The 22,182-nt window shown below is 57.9% G+C and carries 23 protein-coding genes; 10 read left to right on the forward strand and 13 right to left on the reverse strand.

All coding sequences use genetic code 11. The features are described from left to right. Positions 1-29: 29 nt before the first annotated feature. From ACLI4M_RS22695 to ACLI4M_RS22725, 7 genes are all read left to right on the forward strand, one after another. Positions 30-503 carry an NUDIX domain-containing protein gene (locus ACLI4M_RS22695; RefSeq protein WP_048916325.1) on the forward strand — a complete coding sequence of 158 codons (474 nt, stop codon included), beginning with the start codon at positions 30-32 and terminating at the stop codon, positions 501-503. A 67-nt stretch (positions 504-570) separates the two neighbouring features. Further along, positions 571-1,689, forward strand: a complete 1,119-nt coding sequence (gene mnmA / locus ACLI4M_RS22700; RefSeq protein WP_048916326.1) for a tRNA 2-thiouridine(34) synthase MnmA — start codon at positions 571-573, stop codon at positions 1,687-1,689. A gap of 24 nt (positions 1,690-1,713) precedes the next feature. Further along, positions 1,714-2,358 (forward strand): high frequency lysogenization protein HflD, encoded by a 645-nt coding sequence (gene hflD / locus ACLI4M_RS22705; protein ID WP_048916327.1) that lies wholly within the window; start codon positions 1,714-1,716, stop codon positions 2,356-2,358. A 29-nt stretch (positions 2,359-2,387) separates the two neighbouring features. Then, positions 2,388-3,758 carry an adenylosuccinate lyase gene (gene purB / locus ACLI4M_RS22710; protein WP_133623399.1) on the forward strand — a complete coding sequence of 457 codons (1,371 nt, stop codon included), beginning with the start codon at positions 2,388-2,390 and terminating at the stop codon, positions 3,756-3,758. A 121-nt stretch (positions 3,759-3,879) separates the two neighbouring features. Then, a complete protein-coding gene (gene phoP, locus ACLI4M_RS22715) occupies positions 3,880-4,548 on the forward strand; it encodes a two-component system response regulator PhoP (RefSeq protein WP_048916329.1) in 669 nt (222 codons plus the stop codon). Then, on the forward strand, positions 4,549-6,012 hold the full coding sequence (gene phoQ, locus ACLI4M_RS22720) for a two-component system sensor histidine kinase PhoQ (RefSeq protein ID WP_133623398.1): 1,464 nt from the start codon (positions 4,549-4,551) through the stop codon (positions 6,010-6,012). 78 nt (positions 6,013-6,090) lie between these two features. Beyond that, a complete protein-coding gene (locus ACLI4M_RS22725; protein ID WP_133623397.1) occupies positions 6,091-7,218 on the forward strand; it encodes a cupin domain-containing protein in 1,128 nt (375 codons plus the stop codon). 172 nt (positions 7,219-7,390) lie between these two features. Here ACLI4M_RS22725 and pepT read toward each other — a convergent pair whose 3' ends face one another. Next, the gene (pepT, locus tag ACLI4M_RS22730) at positions 7,391-8,638 is read right to left on the reverse strand and encodes a peptidase T (RefSeq protein ID WP_099754443.1); all 1,248 of its coding nucleotides are present in this window, start codon (positions 8,636-8,638) and stop codon (positions 7,391-7,393) included. Between the two features lie 90 nt (positions 8,639-8,728). After that, positions 8,729-9,292: a helix-turn-helix domain-containing protein gene (locus tag ACLI4M_RS22735; RefSeq protein WP_133623396.1), complete on the reverse strand. Its 564-nt coding sequence runs from the start codon at positions 9,290-9,292 to the stop codon at positions 8,729-8,731. Between the two features lie 100 nt (positions 9,293-9,392). Here ACLI4M_RS22735 and ACLI4M_RS22740 point away from each other — a divergent pair, with 100 nt between their 5' ends. Further along, the gene (locus ACLI4M_RS22740) at positions 9,393-10,565 is read left to right on the forward strand and encodes a benzoate/H(+) symporter BenE family transporter (protein ID WP_133623395.1); all 1,173 of its coding nucleotides are present in this window, start codon (positions 9,393-9,395) and stop codon (positions 10,563-10,565) included. On the opposite strand, the gene cobB is transcribed toward ACLI4M_RS22740, so the two are convergent. From cobB to lolC, 5 genes are all read right to left on the reverse strand, one after another. After that, positions 10,515-11,426 (reverse strand): Sir2 family NAD+-dependent deacetylase, encoded by a 912-nt coding sequence (gene cobB / locus ACLI4M_RS22745; RefSeq protein ID WP_133623394.1) that lies wholly within the window; start codon positions 11,424-11,426, stop codon positions 10,515-10,517. The two genes, ACLI4M_RS22740 and cobB, sit on opposite strands and share 51 nt — an antisense overlap. A 91-nt stretch (positions 11,427-11,517) precedes the next feature. Then, complete coding sequence (nagK, locus tag ACLI4M_RS22750) at positions 11,518-12,444, reverse strand: N-acetylglucosamine kinase (RefSeq protein WP_133623393.1); 927 nt, start codon at positions 12,442-12,444, stop codon at positions 11,518-11,520. Positions 12,445-12,504: 60 nt separating this feature from the next. Further along, positions 12,505-13,749 carry a lipoprotein-releasing ABC transporter permease subunit LolE gene (gene lolE, locus ACLI4M_RS22755; protein ID WP_099754440.1) on the reverse strand — a complete coding sequence of 415 codons (1,245 nt, stop codon included), beginning with the start codon at positions 13,747-13,749 and terminating at the stop codon, positions 12,505-12,507. After that, positions 13,749-14,453 (reverse strand): lipoprotein-releasing ABC transporter ATP-binding protein LolD, encoded by a 705-nt coding sequence (gene lolD, locus ACLI4M_RS22760; protein ID WP_048916339.1) that lies wholly within the window; start codon positions 14,451-14,453, stop codon positions 13,749-13,751. Before lolD ends, lolE begins: the two co-directional genes overlap by 1 nt. Beyond that, positions 14,446-15,645: a lipoprotein-releasing ABC transporter permease subunit LolC gene (lolC, locus tag ACLI4M_RS22765; RefSeq protein ID WP_133623392.1), complete on the reverse strand. Its 1,200-nt coding sequence runs from the start codon at positions 15,643-15,645 to the stop codon at positions 14,446-14,448. The genes lolD and lolC overlap by 8 nt, the downstream gene beginning before the upstream one ends. 458 nt (positions 15,646-16,103) lie before the next feature. Between lolC and ACLI4M_RS22770 the strand changes: the two genes are divergently transcribed. Next, positions 16,104-17,498, forward strand: coding sequence for a GGDEF domain-containing protein (locus ACLI4M_RS22770; RefSeq protein ID WP_133623391.1), 1,395 nt, complete (start codon positions 16,104-16,106; stop codon positions 17,496-17,498). Between the two features lie 51 nt (positions 17,499-17,549). Here ACLI4M_RS22770 and ACLI4M_RS22775 read toward each other — a convergent pair whose 3' ends face one another. From ACLI4M_RS22775 to ACLI4M_RS22800, 6 genes are all read right to left on the reverse strand, one after another. Further along, a complete protein-coding gene (locus ACLI4M_RS22775; RefSeq protein ID WP_048916342.1) occupies positions 17,550-17,813 on the reverse strand; it encodes a hypothetical protein in 264 nt (87 codons plus the stop codon). A gap of 133 nt (positions 17,814-17,946) precedes the next feature. Then, positions 17,947-19,695 (reverse strand): amylovoran biosynthesis protein AmsF, encoded by a 1,749-nt coding sequence (locus ACLI4M_RS22780; RefSeq protein ID WP_133623390.1) that lies wholly within the window; start codon positions 19,693-19,695, stop codon positions 17,947-17,949. Between the two features lie 267 nt (positions 19,696-19,962). Continuing rightward, positions 19,963-20,262, reverse strand: coding sequence for a hypothetical protein (locus ACLI4M_RS22785; protein WP_133623389.1), 300 nt, complete (start codon positions 20,260-20,262; stop codon positions 19,963-19,965). Continuing rightward, positions 20,259-20,573, reverse strand: coding sequence for a hypothetical protein (locus tag ACLI4M_RS22790; protein ID WP_396018888.1), 315 nt, complete (start codon positions 20,571-20,573; stop codon positions 20,259-20,261). Before ACLI4M_RS22790 ends, ACLI4M_RS22785 begins: the two co-directional genes overlap by 4 nt. Before the next feature lie 29 nt (positions 20,574-20,602). After that, positions 20,603-21,070, reverse strand: coding sequence for a glycoside hydrolase family protein (locus ACLI4M_RS22795; protein ID WP_133623388.1), 468 nt, complete (start codon positions 21,068-21,070; stop codon positions 20,603-20,605). 230 nt (positions 21,071-21,300) lie between these two features. Continuing rightward, positions 21,301-21,672: an antiterminator Q family protein gene (locus tag ACLI4M_RS22800; protein WP_133623387.1), complete on the reverse strand. Its 372-nt coding sequence runs from the start codon at positions 21,670-21,672 to the stop codon at positions 21,301-21,303. A 91-nt stretch (positions 21,673-21,763) separates the two neighbouring features. On the opposite strand from ACLI4M_RS22800, the gene ACLI4M_RS22805 reads away from it, so the two are divergent. Beyond that, positions 21,764-22,048, forward strand: coding sequence for a hypothetical protein (locus ACLI4M_RS22805; protein ID WP_133623386.1), 285 nt, complete (start codon positions 21,764-21,766; stop codon positions 22,046-22,048). Positions 22,049-22,182 lie beyond the last annotated feature (134 nt).

Here is a 22,182-nt window from a genome sequence, read left to right on the forward strand (position 1 = left end):
CCATGCGCTTTAACCTAATGGAGAGCACCATGTTTAAACCGCACGTAACCGTAGCCACCGTGGTCCAGGCCGAAGGGCTGTTTCTGGTGGTGGAGGAGCGGGTGCGCGGGCGTGCCACGCTGAATCAGCCTGCCGGGCATCTGGAAGCCGATGAAACGCTGCTGCAGGCCGCCGTTCGCGAACTGTCCGAGGAGACCGGTATTGATGCCGTACCGCAGGCTTTCTTACGCCTGCACCAGTGGATAGCGCCGGATAACACCCCGTTTTTACGCTTCCTGTTCGCACTCGACCTGCCAAAAGCTGTGGAAACTTATCCGCAGGACCGCGATATCGACCGCTGCTGGTGGCTGCCGCCGGAGGAGATTATCACTTCGCGCAAGCTGCGTTCGCCGCTGGTGGCGGAAAGCCTGCAGATTTACCTGAGCGCCCCGCGCTACCCGCTGGAGATCCTCAGCGCCTTCCAGTGGCCGTTTAGCGAGAGTGCGCTGATCGCCGACGCATGATAGAATGCGCCGCAATTTTATCAGAGTCGCCTTTAACGACTCCTTAAAACTTAAAGTCGGGTAATTCATGTCAAACAGCTCTAATAGCCAAAAAAAAGTGATCGTCGGGATGTCCGGCGGTGTTGACTCCTCCGTTTCCGCCTGGCTGCTGATGCAGCAGGGCTATCAGGTTGAAGGCCTGTTTATGAAAAACTGGGAGGAGGACGATGGCGAAGAGTACTGCACGGCGGCGGAAGATTTAGCCGACGCGCAGGCAGTCTGTGACAAACTCGGGATTTATCTGCACACGGTCAACTTTGCCGCCGAATACTGGGACAACGTGTTCGAGCACTTCCTGGCGGAGTACAAAGCTGGCCGCACGCCAAATCCGGATATTCTCTGCAACAAAGAGATCAAGTTTAAAGCCTTCCTCGAATTTGCCGCCGAAGACCTGGGTGCCGACTATATCGCTACCGGTCACTACGTGCGCCGCGCGGATGTGGACGGCAAAAGCCGTCTGCTGCGCGGTCTTGACGGCAACAAAGATCAGAGTTACTTCCTCTACACCCTCGGCCATGAGCAGATTGCACAAAGTCTGTTCCCGGTGGGTGAATTAGAGAAACCCGAAGTGCGCCGCATTGCCGAGCAGCTGGAGCTGGTGACCGCGAAGAAGAAAGATTCAACCGGTATCTGCTTTATCGGCGAGCGCAAATTTACCGAGTTCCTCGGGCGCTATCTTCCCGCGCAGCCAGGGCCGATTGTTTCCACAGAGGGCGATACCGTAGGCCAGCATCAGGGGCTGATGTATCATACGCTCGGCCAGCGTAAAGGGCTGGGCATCGGCGGCACTAAAGACGGCAATGAAGAGCCGTGGTACGTGGTCGATAAAGACGTCGCCGGCAATACGCTGGTGGTGGCGCAGGGCCACGATCACCCGCGCCTGATGTCGGTGGGCCTGATTGCCCAACAGCTGCACTGGGTTGACCGCGAAGTGCTGAGCGCCCCGCTGCGCTGCATGGTGAAAACCCGCTATCGCCAGGAAGATATCCCCTGCACCGTAACCCCGATCGATGCAGACCGCATTGAAGTGCGTTTTGACCAGCCGGTTGCCGCAGTGACGCCGGGTCAGTCAGCGGTATTTTATCTCGATGAAGTTTGCCTTGGTGGCGGCATTATCGAACAGCGCCTGCCGCTGGTAAACGCGTAATTCGGTCCGCATACAGGAGTAAACGTGGCGAAGAACTATTATGATATTACTCTGGCGCTGGCGGGCATCTGCCAGTCAGCTCACCTGGTGCAACAGCTGGCGCATCAGGGCCAGTGCCCGCCGGACGCGCTGAAAATCACGCTGAACAGCCTGCTGGACCTCAATCCGTCCTCCACGCTGGCGGTGTACGGTGACAATGAAGCCAATTTGCAGTTTGGCCTGGAAACCCTGATTGCGGTGCTGAACAGCAACAGCCGCCAGGGCCTGGGCGCCGAGCTGACGCGTTATACCCTGAGCATGATGGTGCTGGAGCGTAAGCTCAACGCCAGTAAAAGCGCGCTGAATGAGCTTTCAACCCGCATCGCCCAGCTCGATCGTCAGCTGGCGCACTACGGTCTGGAGTCCGATACCCTGCTGAGCGCCATGGCCGCAATTTATGTCGACGTAATCAGCCCGCTCGGCCCGCGCATTCAGGTCACCGGTTCTCCGGCGGTTCTGCAAAATGCCCAGGTGCAGAGTAAAGTTCGAGCCTCACTGCTGGCGGGTATCCGCGCAGCAGTGCTGTGGCAGCAGGTCGGCGGTGGCCGCCTGCAGCTGATGTTCTCCCGTAACCGCTTAGTCAACGAGGCGAAAGCGATTCTGGCCCGCATCAACGGGACCGCAACCTGATTTTATTAAACCGATCTGGAGCAGCAACAATGGAATTATCCTCTCTGACCGCCGTCTCACCTGTTGATGGTCGTTATGGCGACAAAGTCAGCCCACTGCGTAGTATTTTCAGCGAATTTGGCCTGCTGAAATTCCGCGTTGAGGTTGAAGTTCGCTGGTTACAGAAACTGGCCGAAACCGCTGTGATCAAGGAAGTTCCTGCATTTGACGCCGACGCAAACGCTTTCCTTGATGCCATTGTCAGCAATTTCAGCGAAGCTGATGCTGCGCGCATTAAAACCATCGAGCGTACCACCAATCACGATGTGAAAGCCGTCGAATACTTCCTGAAAGAGAAAGTTGAAGCCGTCCCTGCCCTGCACGCGGTATCTGAATTTATTCACTTCGCCTGTACCTCTGAAGATATCAATAACCTGTCGCACGCGCTGATGCTGGAAACCGCTCGCCGTGAGGTGATTGTGCCTTACTGGAACAAAATCATCGCTGCAGTGAAAGACCTGGCGGTGCAGTATCGGGATATCCCGCTGCTATCACGTACCCACGGCCAGCCAGCCACCCCGTCCACGCTGGGCAAAGAGATGGCGAACGTCGCTTACCGCTTCGAACGCCAGCTGCGCCAGCTGGAACGCATCGAAATGCTGGGTAAAATTAACGGTGCTGTCGGTAACTATAACGCCCACATTGCGGCCTATCCGGAAGTGGACTGGCATCAGCTGAGCGAAGAGTTCGTCACTTCCCTGGGCATTACCTGGAACCCGTACACCACGCAGATCGAACCGCATGACTATATCGCCGAGCTGTTTGACTGCATGGCGCGCTTTAACACCATCCTGATCGATTTCGATCGCGACGTCTGGGGCTACATTGCGCTGAACCACTTCAAGCAGAAAACTATTGCCGGTGAAATCGGTTCTTCTACCATGCCGCACAAGGTTAACCCCATCGACTTCGAAAACTCAGAAGGTAACCTGGGCCTGGCGAACGCGGTGATGCAGCACCTGGCAAGCAAACTGCCGGTATCCCGCTGGCAGCGCGACCTGACCGACTCCACCGTGCTGCGCAACCTTGGCGTGGGCGTGAGCTATGCGCTGATTGCATACCAGGCAACGCTGAAAGGCATCTCCAAGCTGGAAGTGAACCGCGACCGCCTGCTGGACGAGCTGGACCACAACTGGGAAGTACTGGCCGAGCCAATCCAGACCGTCATGCGCCGTTACGGCATCGAGAAGCCTTATGAGAAGCTGAAAGAGCTGACCCGCGGCAAGCGTGTCGATGCGGAAGGCATGAAGGTGTTTATCGACGGTCTGGCGCTGCCGGAAGAAGAGAAAACCCGCCTGAAAGCGATGACGCCAGCGAACTACATTGGCCGTGCTGTGCAGATGGTTGACGACCTGAAGTAACCCCTCCCCACGCGGGCTGGCGCTAGTCAGCCCGTGTTAAGCTGCTGTTTATCTGCTTCCTCCTATACTCAAGGCAGTTTATGCTGTCGACTCCGGCAGTTCTTTGTTTAAGGATTAGATTATGCGTGTGTTAGTTGTGGAAGATAATCCACTGCTGCGTCATCATCTTGCGGTACAGCTGCGTGAGATGGGTCATCAGGTGGACGCCGCCGAGGGCGCGAAAGAAGCTGACTATTTTCTCAATGAGCACACTCCGGATATCACGCTGGTCGACCTCGGCCTGCCTGATGAAGACGGCATGGCGATGATCCGCCGCTGGCGCAGCCAGGAAGTGCGTCAGCCGATTCTGGTGCTGACCGCGCGCGACGGCTGGCAGGCAAAGGTCGAAGCGCTGGAAGCCGGTGCCGATGACTACGTCACTAAACCGTTCCATATCGAAGAAGTGGTGGCGCGCATGCAGGCGCTGATGCGCCGCAATAGCGGGCTGGCCTCACAGATTATTACCCTGCACCCTTTCCAGGTGGATCTCTCGCGCCGCGAGCTGACCATCAACGACAACCACATTAAGCTGACCGCCTTTGAGTACACCATCATCGAAACCCTGATCCGCAATGCCGGAAAAGTGGTGAGTAAAGATTCGCTGATGCTGCAGCTCTACCCCGATGCTGAACTGCGCGAAAGCCACACCATCGACGTACTGATGGGGCGCCTGCGCAAAAAAATGCAGGCGGAGCATCCGCTGGAAGTGATCACCACGGTGCGCGGTCAGGGCTACCGCTTCGACCTGTAAATGCGCTTTAGCTGGCGCCGAAGAAAACCGCTCTCGCTGCGGGTCCGTTTCCTGCTTGCTACCGCTGCAGTAGTGTTAACCATGTCTCTCTCCTACGGCATGGTTGCCGTGGTGGGCTATGTCGTTAGCTTTGATAAGAATACCTACCGCGTTCTGCGCAGCGAAAGTAACCTGTTTTTTACCCTTGCTCAGTGGCAGGACAATAAGCTCAGTATCGTGCAGCCGGAGCGGATGAGCCTCAATTTTCCGGCGCTGGTGTTTATCTATGACGATCGCGGCAACCTGCTGTGGCAGCAGCGCGACGTGCCGGATATCCGCAGCAAAATCCGCCGTGAATGGCTGAATAAATCTGACTTTTACGAAATCGATACCAATAACCACACCAGCCGCGAAGTGCTCGGCAATGACCGTGATGCGCAGAATAAGCTGACCGCCTATGATGACGACGGGGATGACACCTTTACGCACTCGGTGGCGGTCAACCGCTATGAGGCCACGGCTAGCCTGCCGGAACTGACCATTGTGGTGGTCGACTCAATCCCGCAGGAGCTTCAGCACTCGGACGTAGTCTGGTCGTGGTTCAGCTATGTCCTGCTGGCCAACCTGCTGCTGATTATTCCGCTGCTGTGGCTGGCGGCGCACTGGAGCCTGCGCCCGATTGGCGCGCTGGCGGGCCAGGTGCGCGAACTGGAGAGCGGCAGCCGTGAAACGCTCGATCCCGCGCCGCCGCAGGAGCTGAAAGGGCTGGTGCGCAACCTGAATATGCTGCTGGATAACGAACGTCAGCGCCATACCCGCTATCGCACGACTCTGAGCGACCTGACCCACAGCCTGAAAACGCCGCTGGCGGTATTGCAGACCACGCTGCGTTCACTGCGCGGTGGGCAGAACCTGTCGGTGGAGCAGGCTGAGCCAATTATGCTGGAGCAGATCAGCCGTATCTCGCAGCAGATTGGCTATTATCTGCACCGCGCCAGCATGCAGGCGGATCACCACGCGCTGAAACGCGATCTGCACTCCGTCCCTGCCCTACTCGACAGCCTCTGCTCCGCGCTGAACAAGGTCTATCAGCGCAAAGGCGTGGTGCTGACGCTGGATATCTCTCCCGAGCTGATTTTCGTCGGTGAACAGAACGACTTTATGGAAGTGATGGGCAACGTGCTGGATAACGCCTGTAAATACTGCCTGGAGTTTGTGGAGATAACCGCCCGTCAGACTGACAACTCACTCCACCTGATTGTTGAGGACGATGGCCCCGGCATCCCGGAAAATAAACGCGATCTGGTGTTTATTCGCGGCCAGCGCGCCGACACCCTGCGCCCCGGCCAGGGGCTGGGCCTGTCGCTGGCACGTGATATTCTGGAACAGTACGCCGGTGATATCATCGCCAGCGCCAGCCCGTTGGGTGGCGCCCGCATGGAGGTGATCTTCGAGCGCCAGGAGCCGCTGCACAAGCACGAGTAACAGATTTCTGCGTGGTGGTACACAGCAACTGCCGCGCGCTGTTATAATCGTTTCACTTTCGCGTTTCAGGAAATCATCATGGATTATCAGCTCGATCTCAACTGGTCCGACTTTATTCAGCGCTACTGGCAGAAACGCCCGGTAGTGCTGAAACGCGGCTTCAAAAACTTCGTTGACCCGATCTCCCCGGATGAACTGGCCGGCCTGGCGATGGAAAACGAAGTCGACAGCCGACTGGTCAGCCACCAGGATGGAAAATGGCAGGTCGCTCACGGCCCGTTCGAGAGCTATGACCATCTTGGCGAGAACAACTGGTCGCTGCTGGTGCAGGCGGTCGATCACTGGCATGAAGCGTCTGCCGCGCTGATGCACCCCTTCCGCACAATCCCCGACTGGCGTATGGACGATCTGATGATCTCCTTCTCGGTGCCGGGCGGCGGCGTGGGGCCGCATTTCGACCAGTATGACGTATTTATCATTCAGGGCACCGGCCGTCGTCGCTGGCGCGTGGGTGAAAAAACCGAACTGAAACAGCACTGTCCGCATCCCGACCTGCTGCAGGTGGAGCCGTTCGAGGCGATCATCGATGAAGAGCTGGAGCCGGGCGATATTCTCTATATTCCGCCAGGATTCCCGCATGAGGGCTATTCGCTGGAAAATGCGATTAACTACTCGGTGGGATTCCGTGCGCCAAGCGGGCGTGAGCTGATCAGCGGCTTTGCCGACTACGTGCTGGCCCGCGAACTGGGCAGCCGCCGCTTCAGCGACCCGGACGTGCAGCCACGCGAGCATCACGCCGAAATTCTGCCCGCGGAGCTGGCGGGCATTCGCGCCATGATGCTGGAAGTGATTGACCAGCCGCAGCACTTTAATCAGTGGTTCGGCGAGTTTATCTCCCAGTCGCGTCACGAACTGGACATCGCGCCGCCGGAGCCGCCGTATCAGCCGGATGAGATTTATGATGCGCTACAGCAGGGCGAGCAGCTGTCACGCCTGGGCGGTCTGCGCGTGGTGTCGATCGGTGAAGCAGTGTTTATCAACGGTGAGCAGGTGGAATCCCCGCACCGTGCTGCCCTCACTGCGCTGGCCAACCAGCTGACGCTTGGCCAGGAACAGCTTGGTGATGCGCTCGACGATCCGTCATTCCTTGCGCAGCTTGCCGCGTTGGTAAACAGCGGCTACTGGTATTTCCCGGAAGAAGAGTAAACCTTTGCGGGGCGACCAGAACAGCGGTCGCCCCCTACGAAATCTTGCCGTCGTAGGGGCGGACCCTCTTTTCCGGTCCGCCCGCAGATCCCGCCGTGGACACGGGGCGACCGAAACAATAGGTCGCCCCCTACGAAATCTTGCCGTCGTAGGGGCGGACCCTCTTTTTCGGTCAGCCCGCAGACCCTGCCGTTTTCGCCTGTTCCGCCGCCAGCGCCGCAATGCGCACAATCACCTGTACGGCCCGCTCCATATTATCCAGCGAGGCAAATTCATGCCTGCCGTGATAGTTGTAGCCGCCGGTAAACAGGTTCGGGCATGGCAAGCCCATAAATGACAGCTGCGCACCATCGGTGCCGCCGCGGATCGGTTTCACCTGCGGGGTAATATCGCAGTCGCGCATCGCCTGCAGCGCCAGCTCGATACTCTGCGGGCAGGCTTCCACCTTTTCACGCATATTGTAATAGCTGTCCTCGACCAGCAGCTCAATCCCCGCCGCGGCAGGCAGCGTCTGTTCCAGCCGTGCGGCGATTTCCGCCAGCAGCTGCTTACGCTGGCTGAAGCCGCTGCGCGAGAAGTCACGCACAATGTAGTGCAGCTCGGCACGATCGACCGCGCCCTTGATCCCGTGCAGATGGTAGAAGCCTTCGTAACCGGCGGTTTTCTCCGGTACCTCATCTTCCGGCAGCTCACGGTGGAAACGCATCGCCACGTCCAGCGCGTTAACCATTACCCCTTTTGCAGTTCCGGGATGCACATTATTGCCGGTGATCTTTACCGTCACCGAGGCCGCATTAAAGTTCTCGTACTCGAACTCGCCCATGCCACCGCCGTCAACGGTATAGGCCCAGTCAGCGCCGAATGCCGCCACGTCAAAGTTGTGAATGCCTTTACCAATCTCTTCATCAGGGGTGAACGCTACGCGCACTTCACCATGCTCAACGCCGCCCTGCGTTAAGTGCGCCAGCGCGGTCATGATCTCGGCAATACCGGCTTTATCATCAGCGCCGAGCAGGGTTTTGCCATCGGTGGTGATCAAGGTATGGCCGATCAGCTCGTGCAGCACCGGGAACATCACCGGGGAGAGGATCTCATCGCCAACGCCGAGCGCGATATCGCCCCCGCGGTAGTTTTCAATCACCTGCGGATTGACGTTTTTGGCGGTAAAATCCGGCGAGGTATCCATATGCGAGATAAACCCGATCGCCGGCGTCGGCCAGCTGACGTTGGACGGCAGCGTCGCCATGACAATACCCTGCTTGCTGCAGCGGATATCCTGCATGCCAAGCGCTCTCAGCTCTTCACACAGTATCTGCGCCAGGCGTAGCTGCCCCTCGGAGCTGGGTATCTGACGCACGTTAACTTTTGATTGCGACTCCACGGATACATAGTTTAAGAAGCGATTGAGTAAATTGTTCATCTGTCGTCCCTCTGAATGCCAGCGTTTATTATGGGTAGCCGTACCAGGGCAAATATTGTTTCAAATCACTTTGCGTCGGTGAACGCGTGACTAACGCCGGGGATAATGAATCAGATCATGAAAACGCACTTTTTCATTACCCACATTATGGTAGCTGTGCACGCAGTCGGCCTGAAAGCGCAGCGCCTCCCCCCTGCCCAGCCGCTGAACCTGACCATCAACCACCAGTTCCAGCGCCCCTTCCAGCACAATAACATGTTCTATCACGCCCTTCTCATGGGCGGCGGATTCACTCAGCGCGCCGGGTGCCAGTTCAATCACCAGCATTTCGAAGCGTAGCTCAGCATCGAAAGGAAACAGTGAAACGATCTGCATCCCGTTCCCCGCCGGTGAATAGCCCGGCAGAAGGGATTCACGGCGCGGAGCGCGATCATCATCGGCGGCGACCGGTTCAATAAACAGAGAGAACGGCAGATTAAAACCGGTGGCGATTTTCCATAGCGTGGCGATTGTCGGGCTGGACTCGGCGCGTTCAATCTGCCCGAGCATCGCCTTACTCACCCCAGTGATCTGAGCCGCATGGCTCAGACTCCAGCCGCGCAGCGTACGCTGCTGCTTTAGCGTGTTGGCCAGATAATGTTGCAGAGCGTCCACAATGTTCCTCCCGCGATCTTTTGCCGAGTATAGCCGCTTGTACGTTATAACGCACGATGCTACCTTGTGCGTTATAACGTACAACCTGCGGAAACCGTATATGCGCCCTCCACTCACGCTCAGCCATCTGACCTTTCCCGCGATTGTTGCCGGGTTCGTCGCCGTACTGGTGGGCTACACCAGCTCCGCGGCCATTATCTTTCAGGCCGCCGCTGCCGCCGGGGCCAGCCCCCTGCAAATTGGTGGCTGGCTGACCATGCTCGGGCTGGGGATGGGCGCCACATCGCTTGGGCTGTCGCTGTGGTATCGCACTCCGGTGCTTACCGCCTGGTCAACCCCCGGGGCTGCGCTGCTGGTGACCAGCCTGCCCGGCACGCCGCTGAATGAAGCGATAGGGGTATTTATTTTTGCCTCCGCGCTGATCCTGATCTGCGGCGTAACGGGGCTGTTTGCGCGCGTGATGAACGCGATTCCGCAGGCGATCTCGGCGGCAATGCTGGCCGGTATTTTGCTGCGCTTCGGCATGGATGCCTTTGGCGCTCTGCAGGTTAACTTCGCGCTCAGCGGCAGCATGTGCCTGGTCTACCTGCTGGCAAGAAGGCTGCTGCCGCGTTATGCCATCATCCTGACGCTGCTGGCCGGGCTGCTGGTGGCGGCCATTCAGGGCAATATCCACGTTATGCCGGGGCAAAGCAGGGTTATGCCACAGTTTATTGCGCCATACTTCAGCCTCTCCAGCCTGCTCGGCATCGGTATTCCGTTCTTTGTGGTGACGATGGCTTCGCAGAATGCGCCCGGCATCGCCACGCTGAAAGCGCACGGCTATACGCTGCCGGTGTCGCCGCTGATCGCCTGGACCGGGCTGACCGCCCTGCTGCTGGCGCCCTTTGGCGGTTTCACCGTCTGTATCGCCGCGATTACTGCCGCAATCTGCATGGGGCCGGAGGTGCACAGTGACCCGCAGCGGCGCTACTGGGCTGCGGCAGCGGCCGGGGTGTTTTATCTGCTGGCGGGGATATTTGGTGGGGCGATTGGCGGGTTATTTACCGCGCTGCCGCAGGCGATGATCCACACCATCGCCGGGCTGGCGCTGTTGGGGACCCTTGCCGCCAGCCTGCAGCGGGCGCTCAGCGATGAGAAACAGCTCGATGCAGCGGCGATCGCCTTTTTGATCACCGCTTCCGGCGTTACGCTGCTGGGCGTGGGCGCCGCGTTCTGGGGATTAATCGGCGGAGTTATCGCCCATCTGATCCTGACGCAGGCCAAACGCTGACGGCGCATCGGGACCTTTGCGCGCATCAGGCCTGGCGATATTTTCCAGCAGGTCGTGCACCCACTCCGGCACCACTTCGCTGGCCAGGCCATACTGCTTCTCTTCAAACTCGCTGCCAACCTGGCTTGGCTCCAGGTTGAGCTCAACGGTGTGCGCGCCCTGCAGCCTGGCCTCATGGACAAAACCGGCCGCCGGATAGACGTGGCCGGAGGTACCGATAGCCACAAAGTAATCCGCCTGCGCCAGCGCCTGATAGATCTCATCCATCTGCAACGGCATCTCGCCAAACCACACCACGTGCGGTCGCAGCACCGACGGGAACTGGCAGCAGTGGCAGCGATCGTCCGGCTTAACGTCTTCAGTCCAGTGCAGGACCTGCCCACTGCTGACACAGCGCACTTTCAGCAGTTCGCCATGCATGTGGATCACGTTGCGGTTACCGGCACGCTCGTGCAGGTTGTCGATGTTCTGCGTGACCAGCAGGAAATGGTCACCAAGGGCGGCTTCCAGCTCGGCCAGCGCCAGATGCGCAGCGTTAGGCTGGATCGCCGGCTGCTGCAGCTGCTGGCGACGCAGATTATAGAACTGCTGCACCCGTTCAGGGTTGCGGGCGAAGCCTTCGGGCGTGGCGACATCTTCGACCTTGTGCTCTTCCCACAGGCCATCGGCAGCGCGGAAGGTCTGAATGCCGGACTCGGCAGAGATGCCAGCCCCGGTCAGTACCACCACGCGCGGCAGCGGATGACGGGCTATTTCGATATTACGGTCGCGTTCGAAAATGCGCTGACGAAAACGCTGATGTACCTGGCGTCGGGTCTTCTTGTAGCGTGCCAGCCTTAAGCGGCGACGAGGTGTACGCATAACCAAATCCTCTAATCCTTAGAACCTGTCCCATCAGGCTATTTTACTTGCCGTTTTGAACCTGAGCAGTGCTCAAAATTGTCTGCGACAATTACGCCTGTTGGGACAGGTTCTTAATGTGCAGGAATGCGGCACCGCGCATTCCGCCTGCGTCTCCATGACGTGCCTTTGCAAAGCGCGGGGGCCTGGCAACCGGTAACAGGTGTGGCGTTACCCGCTGCGCAAGGTCGTCATACAGCGCATCGAAATTGGACAAACCTCCGCCCAGCACTACCAGCTGGGGGTCGAGCAGCGTCAGGATGTTGCCCAGACAGACTGCCAGCAGGTCACGATAACGTTCGACGTGTGCCAGCGCGGAAGTATCTCCCTGATAATACCGGGTGATTATCTCAGGCGCACTGAGAGTCTGCTGATAAAAGTGCTGCCACAGCCATGAAAATCCTGTTCCTGAGAGATAGCCCTCAATACAGCCTTTTTTTCCACAGCCGCAGGTCAGCAGGGGGATATCACGGCCCAGCACCTCCAGCGCATCGACCGGCAGGCGCATATGTCCCAGCTCCCCGACCACGTAATTGCGCCCGGTGACCGGTTTGCCGTCAACGATCAACCCACCGCCGACGCCGGTGCCGAGGATGATCCCCAGCACCACCGGGTAGCGCTGAAATTCATCATCCCAGGCTTCCGACAGCGCAAAACAGTTGGCATCGTTATCAATGCGTACCTGACGATTCAGGCGCTGGCTAAGATCGGCACACAGCGTGCGTCCGCGTGCCGCCGGAATATTGGCGGTGAACAGCGTGCCGTCATCCGGCACCGGCAGCCCCGGCACGCCCAGCCCGACGCTGCCCTGCAGCCCGCAAAACGCATCGGCCTCAAGCGTTAACTGCTCCAGCAGCGCCAGCAGCTGCGGATAATCATTCTGCGGCGTGGCAACGCGCTGCTGCCAGACCAGCTGGCGCTGAGCGTCATACACTCCAAGGGCGATTTTGCTGCCGCCAATATCAAAGCCGTAATACATGCTGCCCCCGCGATGATTAACCGCTGCCTTACTGTCCACTGTACTTATTGACCGCTGTACTTATTGACCACTTAGCACGCGCGCCGGGTCGATGCGGCTGGCGCGGCGTGCCGGATACCAGCTGGCGATCAGGCTCAGCAACAGGGAGGTCACCAGCACAATGCCAACGTCGCCCCAGTGCAGCTCGGAAGGCAGGAAGTCGATAAAGTAAATATCCCCCGAAAGGAAATGATAGCCAGTCAGCGCTTCAATCGCATGAATGATCGGTGTCAGATTCAGGGCGGCCAGCACGCCCACCACCACGCCGCTGACGCTGCCCACCAGCCCGGCCAGCAGGCCGTACCAGACAAAGATGGCGCGAATTAAGCCATCTTTAGCCCCGAGGGTGCGCAGCACGGCAATGTCGCCGCTCTTATCTTTCACTGCCATCACCAGCGTGGAGACAATGTTGAAGCAGGCCACGCCGATCACCAGCACCATCGCCAGGTACATAATGGCGCGGATCATCTGGATGTCGCGGTACATATAGCCGTAGGTGCCAATCCAGCTGCGGATATAGACGGTAGCGTGGGTGACTTCGCCCGCCGCCCGCACCACGCTCATCGCGCTAAAGGGATCGGTGGCCTTCAGGGCAATCCCGGTGACGCTGTCGCCCATGCTCAGCAGCTGCTGCGCGTCGGCCAGCGGCACCAGCGCCAGACTGTGGTCGAGCATGCCGCTCAGCTTGAGGATACCCGCCACCTGCAGGCGCACCCGCTTTGGCTGCAGCAGCTTATGCCCGGCGTCGCTGTTGGGGATCATGATCGTCAGCCAGTCGCCCTGCTTAACCTTCAGGCTATCGGCAACGCCCTGCCCCAGCAGGATCTGCTGCTTGCCTGCGGCGAAGCTGGCCCAGGCATTATTCTGCACGTAGGAGGGCAGCGCGCTGAGCTGGCTCTCCTGCTGAGGGTCAACGCCCTTCACCTGCACGGCTTCCAGCTTGCTGCCGCTCTCGATCAGACCGGTAAAATTGATATAGGGTGCGGCGGCGGCCACGCCCGGCACCTGGCGGATCTTCGGCAACATCGCCTGCCAGCCGGCAAACGGCTGATCCTGCGGTTCAATCTCGCCGTGCGGCACCACCGCCAAAATACGGTTGTTCAGCTCGCGCTCGAAGCCGTTCATCGCACTCAGCCCGACAATCAGTACCGCCACGCCGAGCGCGATACCGACGGTGGAGATCACCGAGATCAGCGAAACCATGCCGCCGCGGCGACGGCCGCGGCTAAAGCGCAGGCCGAGCAGTAAAGAGAGAGAGCCGGCCATCAGAGGCTACCTGCCAGTTGCACCTGGTCGCTCAGCACGCCGTCGCGCATCTCCATCTGGCGCTGCATGCGTTTCGCCAGGCTCAGGTCGTGCGTCACCACCAGGAAAGCGGTGCCCTGAGTCTGGTTCAGCTCACCCAGCAGCTCAAAAATGGCATTGGCATTGCGTGCATCGAGGTTGCCGGTCGGTTCATCCGCCAGCACCAGGCGCGGGCTGTTGACCAGCGCCCGGGCGATAGCCACGCGCTGACGCTCGCCGCCGGAGAGCTCTGCCGGGCGGTGCGCAGCACGATGATCCAGGCCAACCGCTTTCAGCATCGCCAGCGCCTTCGCCTGCGCCCCGGCCTTCGCCGTTTTGCCAATCAGCAGCGGCATCGCGACGTTTTCCAGCGCGCTAAAGTCCGGCAGCAGGTGGTGGAACTGGTAGATAAAGCCAAGTTCGCGGTTGCGCAGCTCGGCCTTGGCCGCTGACGACATGGCGTTCAGCGATTTGCCGTCAAACACCACCTCACCGGAGGTAGGGGTATCCAGCCCGCCCAGCAGGTGCATCAGGGTACTTTTACCGGAGCCGGAGCTGCCGACAATCGCCATCATTTCACCCGGCTTCACGCTGAAGGATACGTTGCGCAGGACATCGGTCTGCACGCTGCCTTCCTGATAGCGTTTACACAGGTTGTCGCACTGCAACAGGATGTTGTTACTCATAACGTAAAGCCTCAGCGGGTTGAACGGCGGCCGCGCGCCAGGAAGGGTAAAGCGTGGACAGCAGCGCCACCACAATCGCCGTAACGGTGATGGTGGCAACCTGCGTCAGAGAGATATCGACCGGAAGCGCGGCGCCATCAAGGAAGGCACCGATAACCGGCATTAAATTATTTAGCTGGCTGGCCAGCAGTACGCCCAACAGCGCGCCCAGCACCGCGCCCACCACTCCGGCGGTCGCACCCTGCACCATAAACACGGCGACAATCTGGCGACGCGTCAGCCCCTGGGTTTGCAGGATAGCCACTTCACCCTGCTTCTCCATAATCATCAGGCCAAGCGAGGTGACGATATTAAAAGCGGCAACGGCGACGATCAGGCTGAGCAGCAGCCCCATCATATTTTTCTCCATCTTCACGGCCTGGAACAGTTCGCCCTTGCGCTCGCGCCAGTCTTTCCACACCAGCCCTTTCGCCAGCGGCTGCTGGCTGATGGTGTCGACCTGCAGCGGCTTATCCAGCCACAGACGCCAGCCGGTGATATTGCCTGCCGGGTAACGCATCAGGCGCGACGCATCCTGCTGGTTGACCAAAATCTGGTAGCCATCGACATCGCTGTTAGCGGCAAAGGTGCCGATCACGGTAAACAGACGCTGGCTGGGAATGCGGCCCATCGGGGTGAACTGGCTGGCGGATGGCACCATCAGGCGGATTTTATCGCCGCGCTGCACGCCCAGCTGATGCGCCAGCTGCTCGCCGACGATGGTATTGTACTGGCCCGACTGCAGCTGCTGCTGACGCACGTTATAGAGATACGGTGCCAGCGGGTCCGGCTCATCGGGGTTAATCCCCAGCATAACGCCAACGCCCACGCTGGCGGCGCTCTGCATCACCACTTCCCCGGTGGAAAGCGGCGTAATGCGGCTGACGCCGGAGAGATGCAGGCTGCTGGCAGGGGTCTGCTGCGGGTTGATGGAGCCGCTGTCGCGGGTAATTAACGCCTGCGGCATCAGCCCGAGGGTGTTTTTTTCCAGCTCGTGCTCAAGCCCGTTCATTACGGAAAGCACGGTAACCAGCGCCATCACGCCCAGCGTAATGCCAATGGCAGAGAGCCAGGAGACAAACCGGCCGAAGCGGTCTGAGGCGCGCCCGCGCATATAGCGCAGGCCGATAAATAAGGCGACAGGTTGATACATGACATCCGTCTTTTAATGGCCGAAACAATTGCTGGGGATAATAAAGGTTAGTCCGGCGTTATGGAACCACTAAGCCTCTGACTGCGCGCATTGTTTTGTCAATTACTGAAACATTTCAGCGCCGTGGGTCACTGTACCAGGAATTCTCCCAAACCTTCTGATGCCCGACTTTTTTATTCGATCGCGCCGTTTAATTGCGTTATATGTGGCACCACCTAACGGAACCAGCCATCCAGCGCATTCATTTAGCTTAACTTTAGCCGCTCACGCAGCGCATATCACTGGCTCCAAAGGCACCAGGATTAATCTTAAGAAATTGCTTTCAGCAGGGTTGTCGCGTATGTTGTGTGCGCATAAAATTACGCCAGCCCTCAGATCGCAGTCTGTTGTCAACCTGAAGCCAGCCCTTAAATTCGACCGTCCATAAGCGATCCGTTTTAACCGTCCTGAGCCTAAAGATGCCAAAGTATAAAAATAATGTTAATCGGGCAGTCATCCTCTTTGTCCTCGCTATGCTGCTGTCGATTATCGGCCTTGAGGCGCGTAACCTCGGTTCGTTGTCACTTTTCTGGCCGGGCAACGCGATACTGCTTGGGCTGCTCATTCGCTTTCCTTCGCTGGACAAACGCAGCACGCTGCTCACGCTCTTTTTGGGTATCCTCAGCGCGGACATACTGTACGGCACGCCCCCGATCATTGCTGTTGGCCTTGATGGGGCAAATATTCTCTTTATTGCCTGCGCGCGCTGGATACTGCTGACCAACCACTTTACCCGCGGTTACCCCCGCCGCCTGCAGGCGCTGCTGCACGTTTTCCCGGCCTCACTGTTCGGTGCCGCCGGCTGTGCGCTGGTCGGTGCGATTGTCAGCGAGCGCTACTTTGAGGATGAGCTGTTTAAGGCCTGGTTCTCATGGTTCTCCGAGCAGATGTCGACCTCCATCCTGCTGCTGCCGCTGGTCATTAGCCTGCCGCGCCGCGATGAGCTGGCTCAGCTGGCCAGCGCCCTGCGTGAATGCACCGTGCTGCCGCTGGTTGCGCTGATTGCCACCACTCTGGCCGGTACCTGGGTTGGCGGCGGCGGCAGCATGCTGTTTCCCCTGCCCGCGCTGCTGTGGTGCGCCATCAGCTACCCGCTGTTTATCACCTGCTTCCTGACGATGATCACCGGAATTAGCGAGATCATCCTGGTGGCGGGCAACGTGCTTAATATTCAGGGCAAGGACGATCTGTTCCGCATCGATTCTCTCTCTTCTGCCCGCCTCGGCGTGGCGGCCATGCTGATCAGCCCGCTGATTGTGGCACTGAGCAGCACTTCCAATAAAAAGCTGGTCGCGCGCATCACTAAGCGCGCCGACTATGACTTTTTAACCGGCGCACTGACGCGCAGCGGGCTCTCCTCAAAACTTGAAACGCTGGTGACGCCCCGCAATCGCCCGCACGGCTTTTTCGGCGCGGCGTTTTTGATCGATATCGACCGCTTTAAAAATATCAACGACACCTACGGCCACGCCGCCGGGGATTTTGTGCTGGCGAAAACCGTCGAGTGCATCCGCCAGTCGCTGCAGCAGACCGCGCTGGTGAGCCGAATGGGCGGTGAAGAGTTTTTGGTATTAATCGAAGGGATTTCTCAGCCGCGCGCGTTTCTGCTGGCGAATCGCCTGCGCCACAGCATTGAACAAAACAGCATTATGCTGAACGGCAACGATCTGAGCGTGACGGTGAGTATTGGGATTAGCACGGTCAACCTGAAGAACGTCAACAGCCTGGATGAGTCAATCAAACAGGCTGATGAACAGTTGTATCTTGCGAAGAGTAGCGGGCGAAATCAGGTTCGCCCGGAGTTTGTTCTGTAGGGGCCAGGTTTGCCCGGCCCGCTATAACTTAGCGCGGTTTCACCCGCTGCATCAGGCTTCGTTTTCGATGCGGTTAGCTTCGATTTCGAAGTCCTGGATGGCGGCGTCTAACGCCTCCAGCAAAGTCCCCTGCTGATTCAGCAGCTGGTTAATCTTTTCCGCAGCTGACGGATCTTTATACTCGCCCTCATCAAAGGCCAGCCACTGGCTGGAGAGCGTCTCAGTATTGGTCTGCGCGTAATGGCGCATCTCTTTTAGCTGTGAAGTCACGTCGCGTAAGTGTTCAGTCTGCGTTTTGCTTTCGATCTCACTCATGGATATTTCCTTTCATAGTTAAAAGATGACTACATAAATCGGACCGAAGCGGTGCCAGAAAGTTCACAACAAATTTCCATCAACTCCAAAAAAAGCAAAAAAAAGGCCGGGTAGCCCGGCCTTAACTCTCTGATTAATAATAAGCAATTTTACGATCCGTGCCGTTGATATTAACGGTGATATATCCGGCTGCGGTGGTGGTGGTAGGCGCCGTCGCCGGGGTGGTTGCCAGCGTCAGCACCCCTTTCTCGTTGGCCCCTACGCCTGCCAGCCCGTTGTGCATGCTCATGCGTGCCGCGGGCGTGTTGGTGCCGATGGTGGTGATATCGGTGGTCTCCGTTAAGTCCGGGGTAAACAGTGAGCACTCGCCGGACTCAAAGCGCGTTGGCCCGGTGGATTTCAGGTTAAACATGGTATCGCCGCTGGCGGCCTTCAGCTTCACCCAGATCTCCGTGGTGGTCACGCCGATGCGGTTATACTTGATATCCAGCACTGCCGGGGTGCCATGATGACGAATATCCGCATAAATCGCCGTGGCGCAGCGTGAGATACCGAGATAACTGGAGCAGGAGGAGACCGACGTGACCGGGCTACCCGCCGTGCCGGTTACCGCATCGCTGGAGACCTTGCCAATCATCTCAATAATCCACTGCTGATTCTCTTTCGGCATAAACACCTTGCCGAGCTTGTACCATTTGTCGGCGCTGGAGGTATTGGTAATTTTGTAGCCGGTATACCAGCCGGCCCGCATCGAACCGGTCATCAGCGTGCCGAAACTCTCCTCGCGCCGCCATCCCGCCTCATAGCCGGACAGCCAGCGTGTGGTGCTGGTACCCTGACTGAGCGATGCCCCAGCCTGCAGATTGAGCTGGCGCAGCTGCACTCTGGCATGGTCGAGGATCAGCGGGCTGGAGCAATCCTCAAGGCTCAGAGCATCTATCAGCCACTGACCGTTATTAAGGTCGCCCGGCGCGCGGGTATGCTCAATCCATACGTTGCGCAGTACCCCCTGCGTGACGCGCGGCATCATCAGCGTAGCGTCGCCATAGCCGTACTGGAAATTGGCATTCGACAGTTCAATGGCCGTTGAGTGGTCCCATACGCCCTTCACAGTATCCGACCAGCCGACGTCAAATACCCGGCCGTAGGTGTTAATGGTGTAGATTTGGTCGAACTTACTGTCGAGCGTATCCAGCAGTTTGAATATCGTGCCACCGTTGTTCTGGCCGCGGAAGCAGCTGATCAGAACAATTTCCCCCGCCACGGTGGTGTTTTCAAAAAACGGCTGCTGATTGGAACACATGGCGGAGGTGATCACGCTTTTATTGGCGCTGACATCCGCACTCGCCTGCCCGTTCCAGCTGATCCCCTTGATGGCCGTGCGCCGCGCCTGCACTTTAAATACCGGGCTGGTCGATTTGTCAGAGATAATCGTCGTGCGCGGAATGCCGCCCTGCGGATTGCTATCGCCGTACAGGTAGAAGAACGGCAGTTCGCTGGCCGAAAGGTCAATGGGATTGATCAGGAACTTGCCGCCCGGAAAACGGACCCCAAGATCCTTACAGCTGCTGCTACAGGTCTGCGCCCAGCTCATCATCAGCTTAAATGCCCCACTGTCATCGGTATAGCCATCGCCTTTGGCGCCGAAGTGCAGGATATTGACCTCGTCGTAGTCGTTAATTACACGCTTCCAGTAAAAGCCGCTGCCGACCGCCAACGTTCCGCTATCATCCGCAGGAAGCGTGGTCGTGACAAATCCGACAAAATTACCGCCGCCGCGGAAGGTGGAGTCTTTATCGTAATACCGTTTGAGCAGGGCAATATCGCCAGATTTAGCCGGCGCGGTAGTACGTAATTCAGCAAATGAGTTAACTTCAATCATAATAACCTCCTGGCGGCGCGCACGGGCAGACCGCCTTATTAAGGGTAAATTAGCAGAATGAGCGGGGAGAGAAAGATAACTAAATTCCTGTCACCTCCTGGCAGATAATTAAATCCGCGGATCTATTTTTTATTACCACAAAGCGAAACCCACAGATCGTTATGGGTATTAATCTGCCTGACGGTTCTGATATCCATCAGCTGGGCATCCTGGTTGTGGGTATATATCGGCGAAAATAACGTACAGCTTGCGTCGGAAATCACTTCGTTATTTATCGTCGGCGTGGAATGGCGACTGCTGCATCCTGCGGCGAGCGTCACCGTCAGTAACAGCAGCATTGTCTGCTTGAACACGTTTTGCCTCCTGACTGTTAGCGGCCTGTTGTTTAGCAACGGCCGAGATTTGCTGCGCACTCTTTTGCGCGGCGGCAATATCGGATGTCGCGCGCTGCTGGCTCTTGCCGACCTGCCTGCCGCCAAACCATGCGGCAACAAAGGCCGCCACCACGGCGCCAATGGCCAACAGCCCACTCCAGCCGCCGCTGACCAGCGAAATTAGTGTGCTCATACTTTGCCTCCTGCGAGGGTATCACGCTGTTTAGAGAGGTTTTTCTGGCGGATAAACTGCGCCATCACCGCCATCGCCACCATAAATGCGCCGATCATGCCGAGGAAGTTATGCGGCAGCCACGATTTCACATCCTCAGGCAGCGTACTCCAGGCGCTAAGCGCCGAGTCAGGAAATGACTGCACCCAGGCACTGAGCGCGGAGCCAGCCGAGGCCAGCCACACCGACCAGGTCTTAAACAGCAGGCGGGCGTGATTGACCACCACAACTTTGCCGCAATGCACAAACAGCAGCACCGCCAGCGCCAGCATCGCTACCAGCAGAATAAATAAGGTGAATTTCATAGAACCTCCTGATAACTGGCATAAGTGCCGCTGCGCATCATCTCTGCCTGCCGCTGCGCGCGCTTCGGCGTCTGGCGCGCCCACAGGCTGGCGAGCATCGCCTCTGCGGCTCCGCTGAAGTTGCCGTTGGCAATCATCAGCAGGGTATTTTTAAAGGCCGCCAGCCCGTCCACCCCCAGCTGGTAAGCCATGCTGTAAAGCACATCGCTGCGCGGAGGATTACACTGGCGCAGCGCGGCCAGCATCGCCGGGCGCTGCTTCATTTCAGCAATTTTGCTGTTAAGCATCAGCTGCATCCAGACATCGCCAACGGTGCGCGGCAGCGTGAAGGTGTAATTTTCCAGCGCCGCCCCTTTCGGACCGAGTTTAATTCCGCAGCCAACGGTGGGATATCCCTCGCTATCGCGATAGGGCTGCTCTTTATATCCCTCTTCGAATACCAAAATCTGAATAATATTGCTCATCGTTCACCTCGCTTCCAACCAATAAAAAAAGGCCGCCTCAGCAACCTTATTCACTATTCAATCTGATTTTTCACTTTCACAACCGTGGCCCGACCATTTCAATAGCGCCGGGCGTTTCCCCTGATGCCGCCAATCCGACATTAACAGTCTGGATCATAAATTGCGTACGCAATCCAGAAAGTGAAATTAATCTATTTCCCTGCTGATTAATGATTAATAAATATAAGAAATCAGATCGTCTCTTCGCACTCTAATTCACACTCCAGCGCGCTTAATACGCCAGCGATAAACCCTTCGGCGGTCTGAATCTGTTTGCGGATAGTGCCGTCCGCGCAGCGGCGGCGGCGGGCGATGGCGCGCAGGGAGATCTGCCAAAGATAGTGAGCAACCAGAATGTCGTGCTGCTCGGGATGATTCTTTTTCAGACGGCTGATGCAGGCGTCGAGGATCATACCGTCATTGTCGCTACAGCTCGGGCGTTGCCCCGGGCGGGAATGCACCAATCCCCGGAACCCGGCAGCCACTGACGAATAGCCCAGACCGCGTTCACCCGTTGCCGCCCAGCCCCCCCAACGCTCCAGTAAATTTTTCATATCGCGCATGATGTGCCCCTTTTGTCAGCTGCAACCTGCCGCCAGATATCATCATCCGGCAGCAGAGACTCATTTAACACGGCGTCAGCGCGGCTGAAGGATGACTGCCACGGTGACGCAGGAGTGGCAGACGATGCTGCCAGGGAGTTTGCCAGCGATTAGGCTGGACGGCCTGATTGATAAAGAGCGGGTAATCGTTGAGCGGCATGCATCCGGCAGTGCGCTACGGCGTGGCGGCACCACCCTGCAGGCACTCTGGTTTATACTGGTACTGAAAGTCGGCGATAAACTCGTCTCTTCAGCACCACAGCGAACCAGACTCGGCAACGGCAGCGGTACGCTGGGTTATGCGCTCAGAAAGCCGTTACCGACGCGCATTCAATAACTATGGTTATAGCAAAAGCGTCATTAATAGCAAATAGTATTACCACAGTTAATAGCAAAGCGTGTTTGACGAAAAATACGCATCGCTATAAATTCTGGTATATGAAACCGAATACACTCGCCTGGCGATTGAAC

It is taken from the genome of Erwinia sp. LJJL01 (assembly GCF_047300805.2).
Lineage (GTDB): Bacteria > Pseudomonadota > Gammaproteobacteria > Enterobacterales > Enterobacteriaceae > Erwinia > Erwinia aphidicola.

Bases quoted from the DNA above. Each gene is read 5' to 3' on its own strand.
- ACLI4M_RS22795 (WP_133623388.1), bottom strand. From the start codon at position 21,070: ATGAGCAATATTATTCAGATTTTGGTATTCGAAGAGGGATATAAAGAG.
- ACLI4M_RS22775 (WP_048916342.1), bottom strand. From the start codon at position 17,813: ATGAGTGAGATCGAAAGCAAAACGCAGACTGAACACTTACGCGACGTG.
- ACLI4M_RS22800 (WP_133623387.1), bottom strand. From the start codon at position 21,672: ATGCGCGATATGAAAAATTTACTGGAGCGTTGGGGGGGCTGGGCGGCA.
- lolC (WP_133623392.1), bottom strand. From the start codon at position 15,645: ATGTATCAACCTGTCGCCTTATTTATCGGCCTGCGCTATATGCGCGGG.
- nagK (WP_133623393.1), bottom strand. From the start codon at position 12,444: ATGTATTACGGCTTTGATATTGGCGGCAGCAAAATCGCCCTTGGAGTG.
- pepT (WP_099754443.1), bottom strand. From the start codon at position 8,638: ATGAACAATTTACTCAATCGCTTCTTAAACTATGTATCCGTGGAGTCG.
- phoQ (WP_133623398.1), top strand. From the start codon at position 4,549: ATGCGCTTTAGCTGGCGCCGAAGAAAACCGCTCTCGCTGCGGGTCCGT.
- purB (WP_133623399.1), top strand. From the start codon at position 2,388: ATGGAATTATCCTCTCTGACCGCCGTCTCACCTGTTGATGGTCGTTAT.
- ACLI4M_RS22695 (WP_048916325.1), top strand. From the start codon at position 30: ATGTTTAAACCGCACGTAACCGTAGCCACCGTGGTCCAGGCCGAAGGG.
- lolE (WP_099754440.1), bottom strand. From the start codon at position 13,749: ATGGCCGGCTCTCTCTCTTTACTGCTCGGCCTGCGCTTTAGCCGCGGC.
- ACLI4M_RS22770 (WP_133623391.1), top strand. From the start codon at position 16,104: ATGCCAAAGTATAAAAATAATGTTAATCGGGCAGTCATCCTCTTTGTC.
- ACLI4M_RS22805 (WP_133623386.1), top strand. From the start codon at position 21,764: ATGACTGCCACGGTGACGCAGGAGTGGCAGACGATGCTGCCAGGGAGT.
- ACLI4M_RS22725 (WP_133623397.1), top strand. From the start codon at position 6,091: ATGGATTATCAGCTCGATCTCAACTGGTCCGACTTTATTCAGCGCTAC.
- ACLI4M_RS22780 (WP_133623390.1), bottom strand. From the start codon at position 19,695: ATGATTGAAGTTAACTCATTTGCTGAATTACGTACTACCGCGCCGGCT.
- ACLI4M_RS22740 (WP_133623395.1), top strand. From the start codon at position 9,393: ATGCGCCCTCCACTCACGCTCAGCCATCTGACCTTTCCCGCGATTGTT.
- lolD (WP_048916339.1), bottom strand. From the start codon at position 14,453: ATGAGTAACAACATCCTGTTGCAGTGCGACAACCTGTGTAAACGCTAT.
- mnmA (WP_048916326.1), top strand. From the start codon at position 571: ATGTCAAACAGCTCTAATAGCCAAAAAAAAGTGATCGTCGGGATGTCC.
- phoP (WP_048916329.1), top strand. From the start codon at position 3,880: ATGCGTGTGTTAGTTGTGGAAGATAATCCACTGCTGCGTCATCATCTT.
- cobB (WP_133623394.1), bottom strand. From the start codon at position 11,426: ATGCGTACACCTCGTCGCCGCTTAAGGCTGGCACGCTACAAGAAGACC.
- ACLI4M_RS22790 (WP_396018888.1), bottom strand. From the start codon at position 20,573: ATGCTGGCGCTGGCGGTGCTGCTGTTTGTGCATTGCGGCAAAGTTGTG.
- ACLI4M_RS22785 (WP_133623389.1), bottom strand. From the start codon at position 20,262: ATGAGCACACTAATTTCGCTGGTCAGCGGCGGCTGGAGTGGGCTGTTG.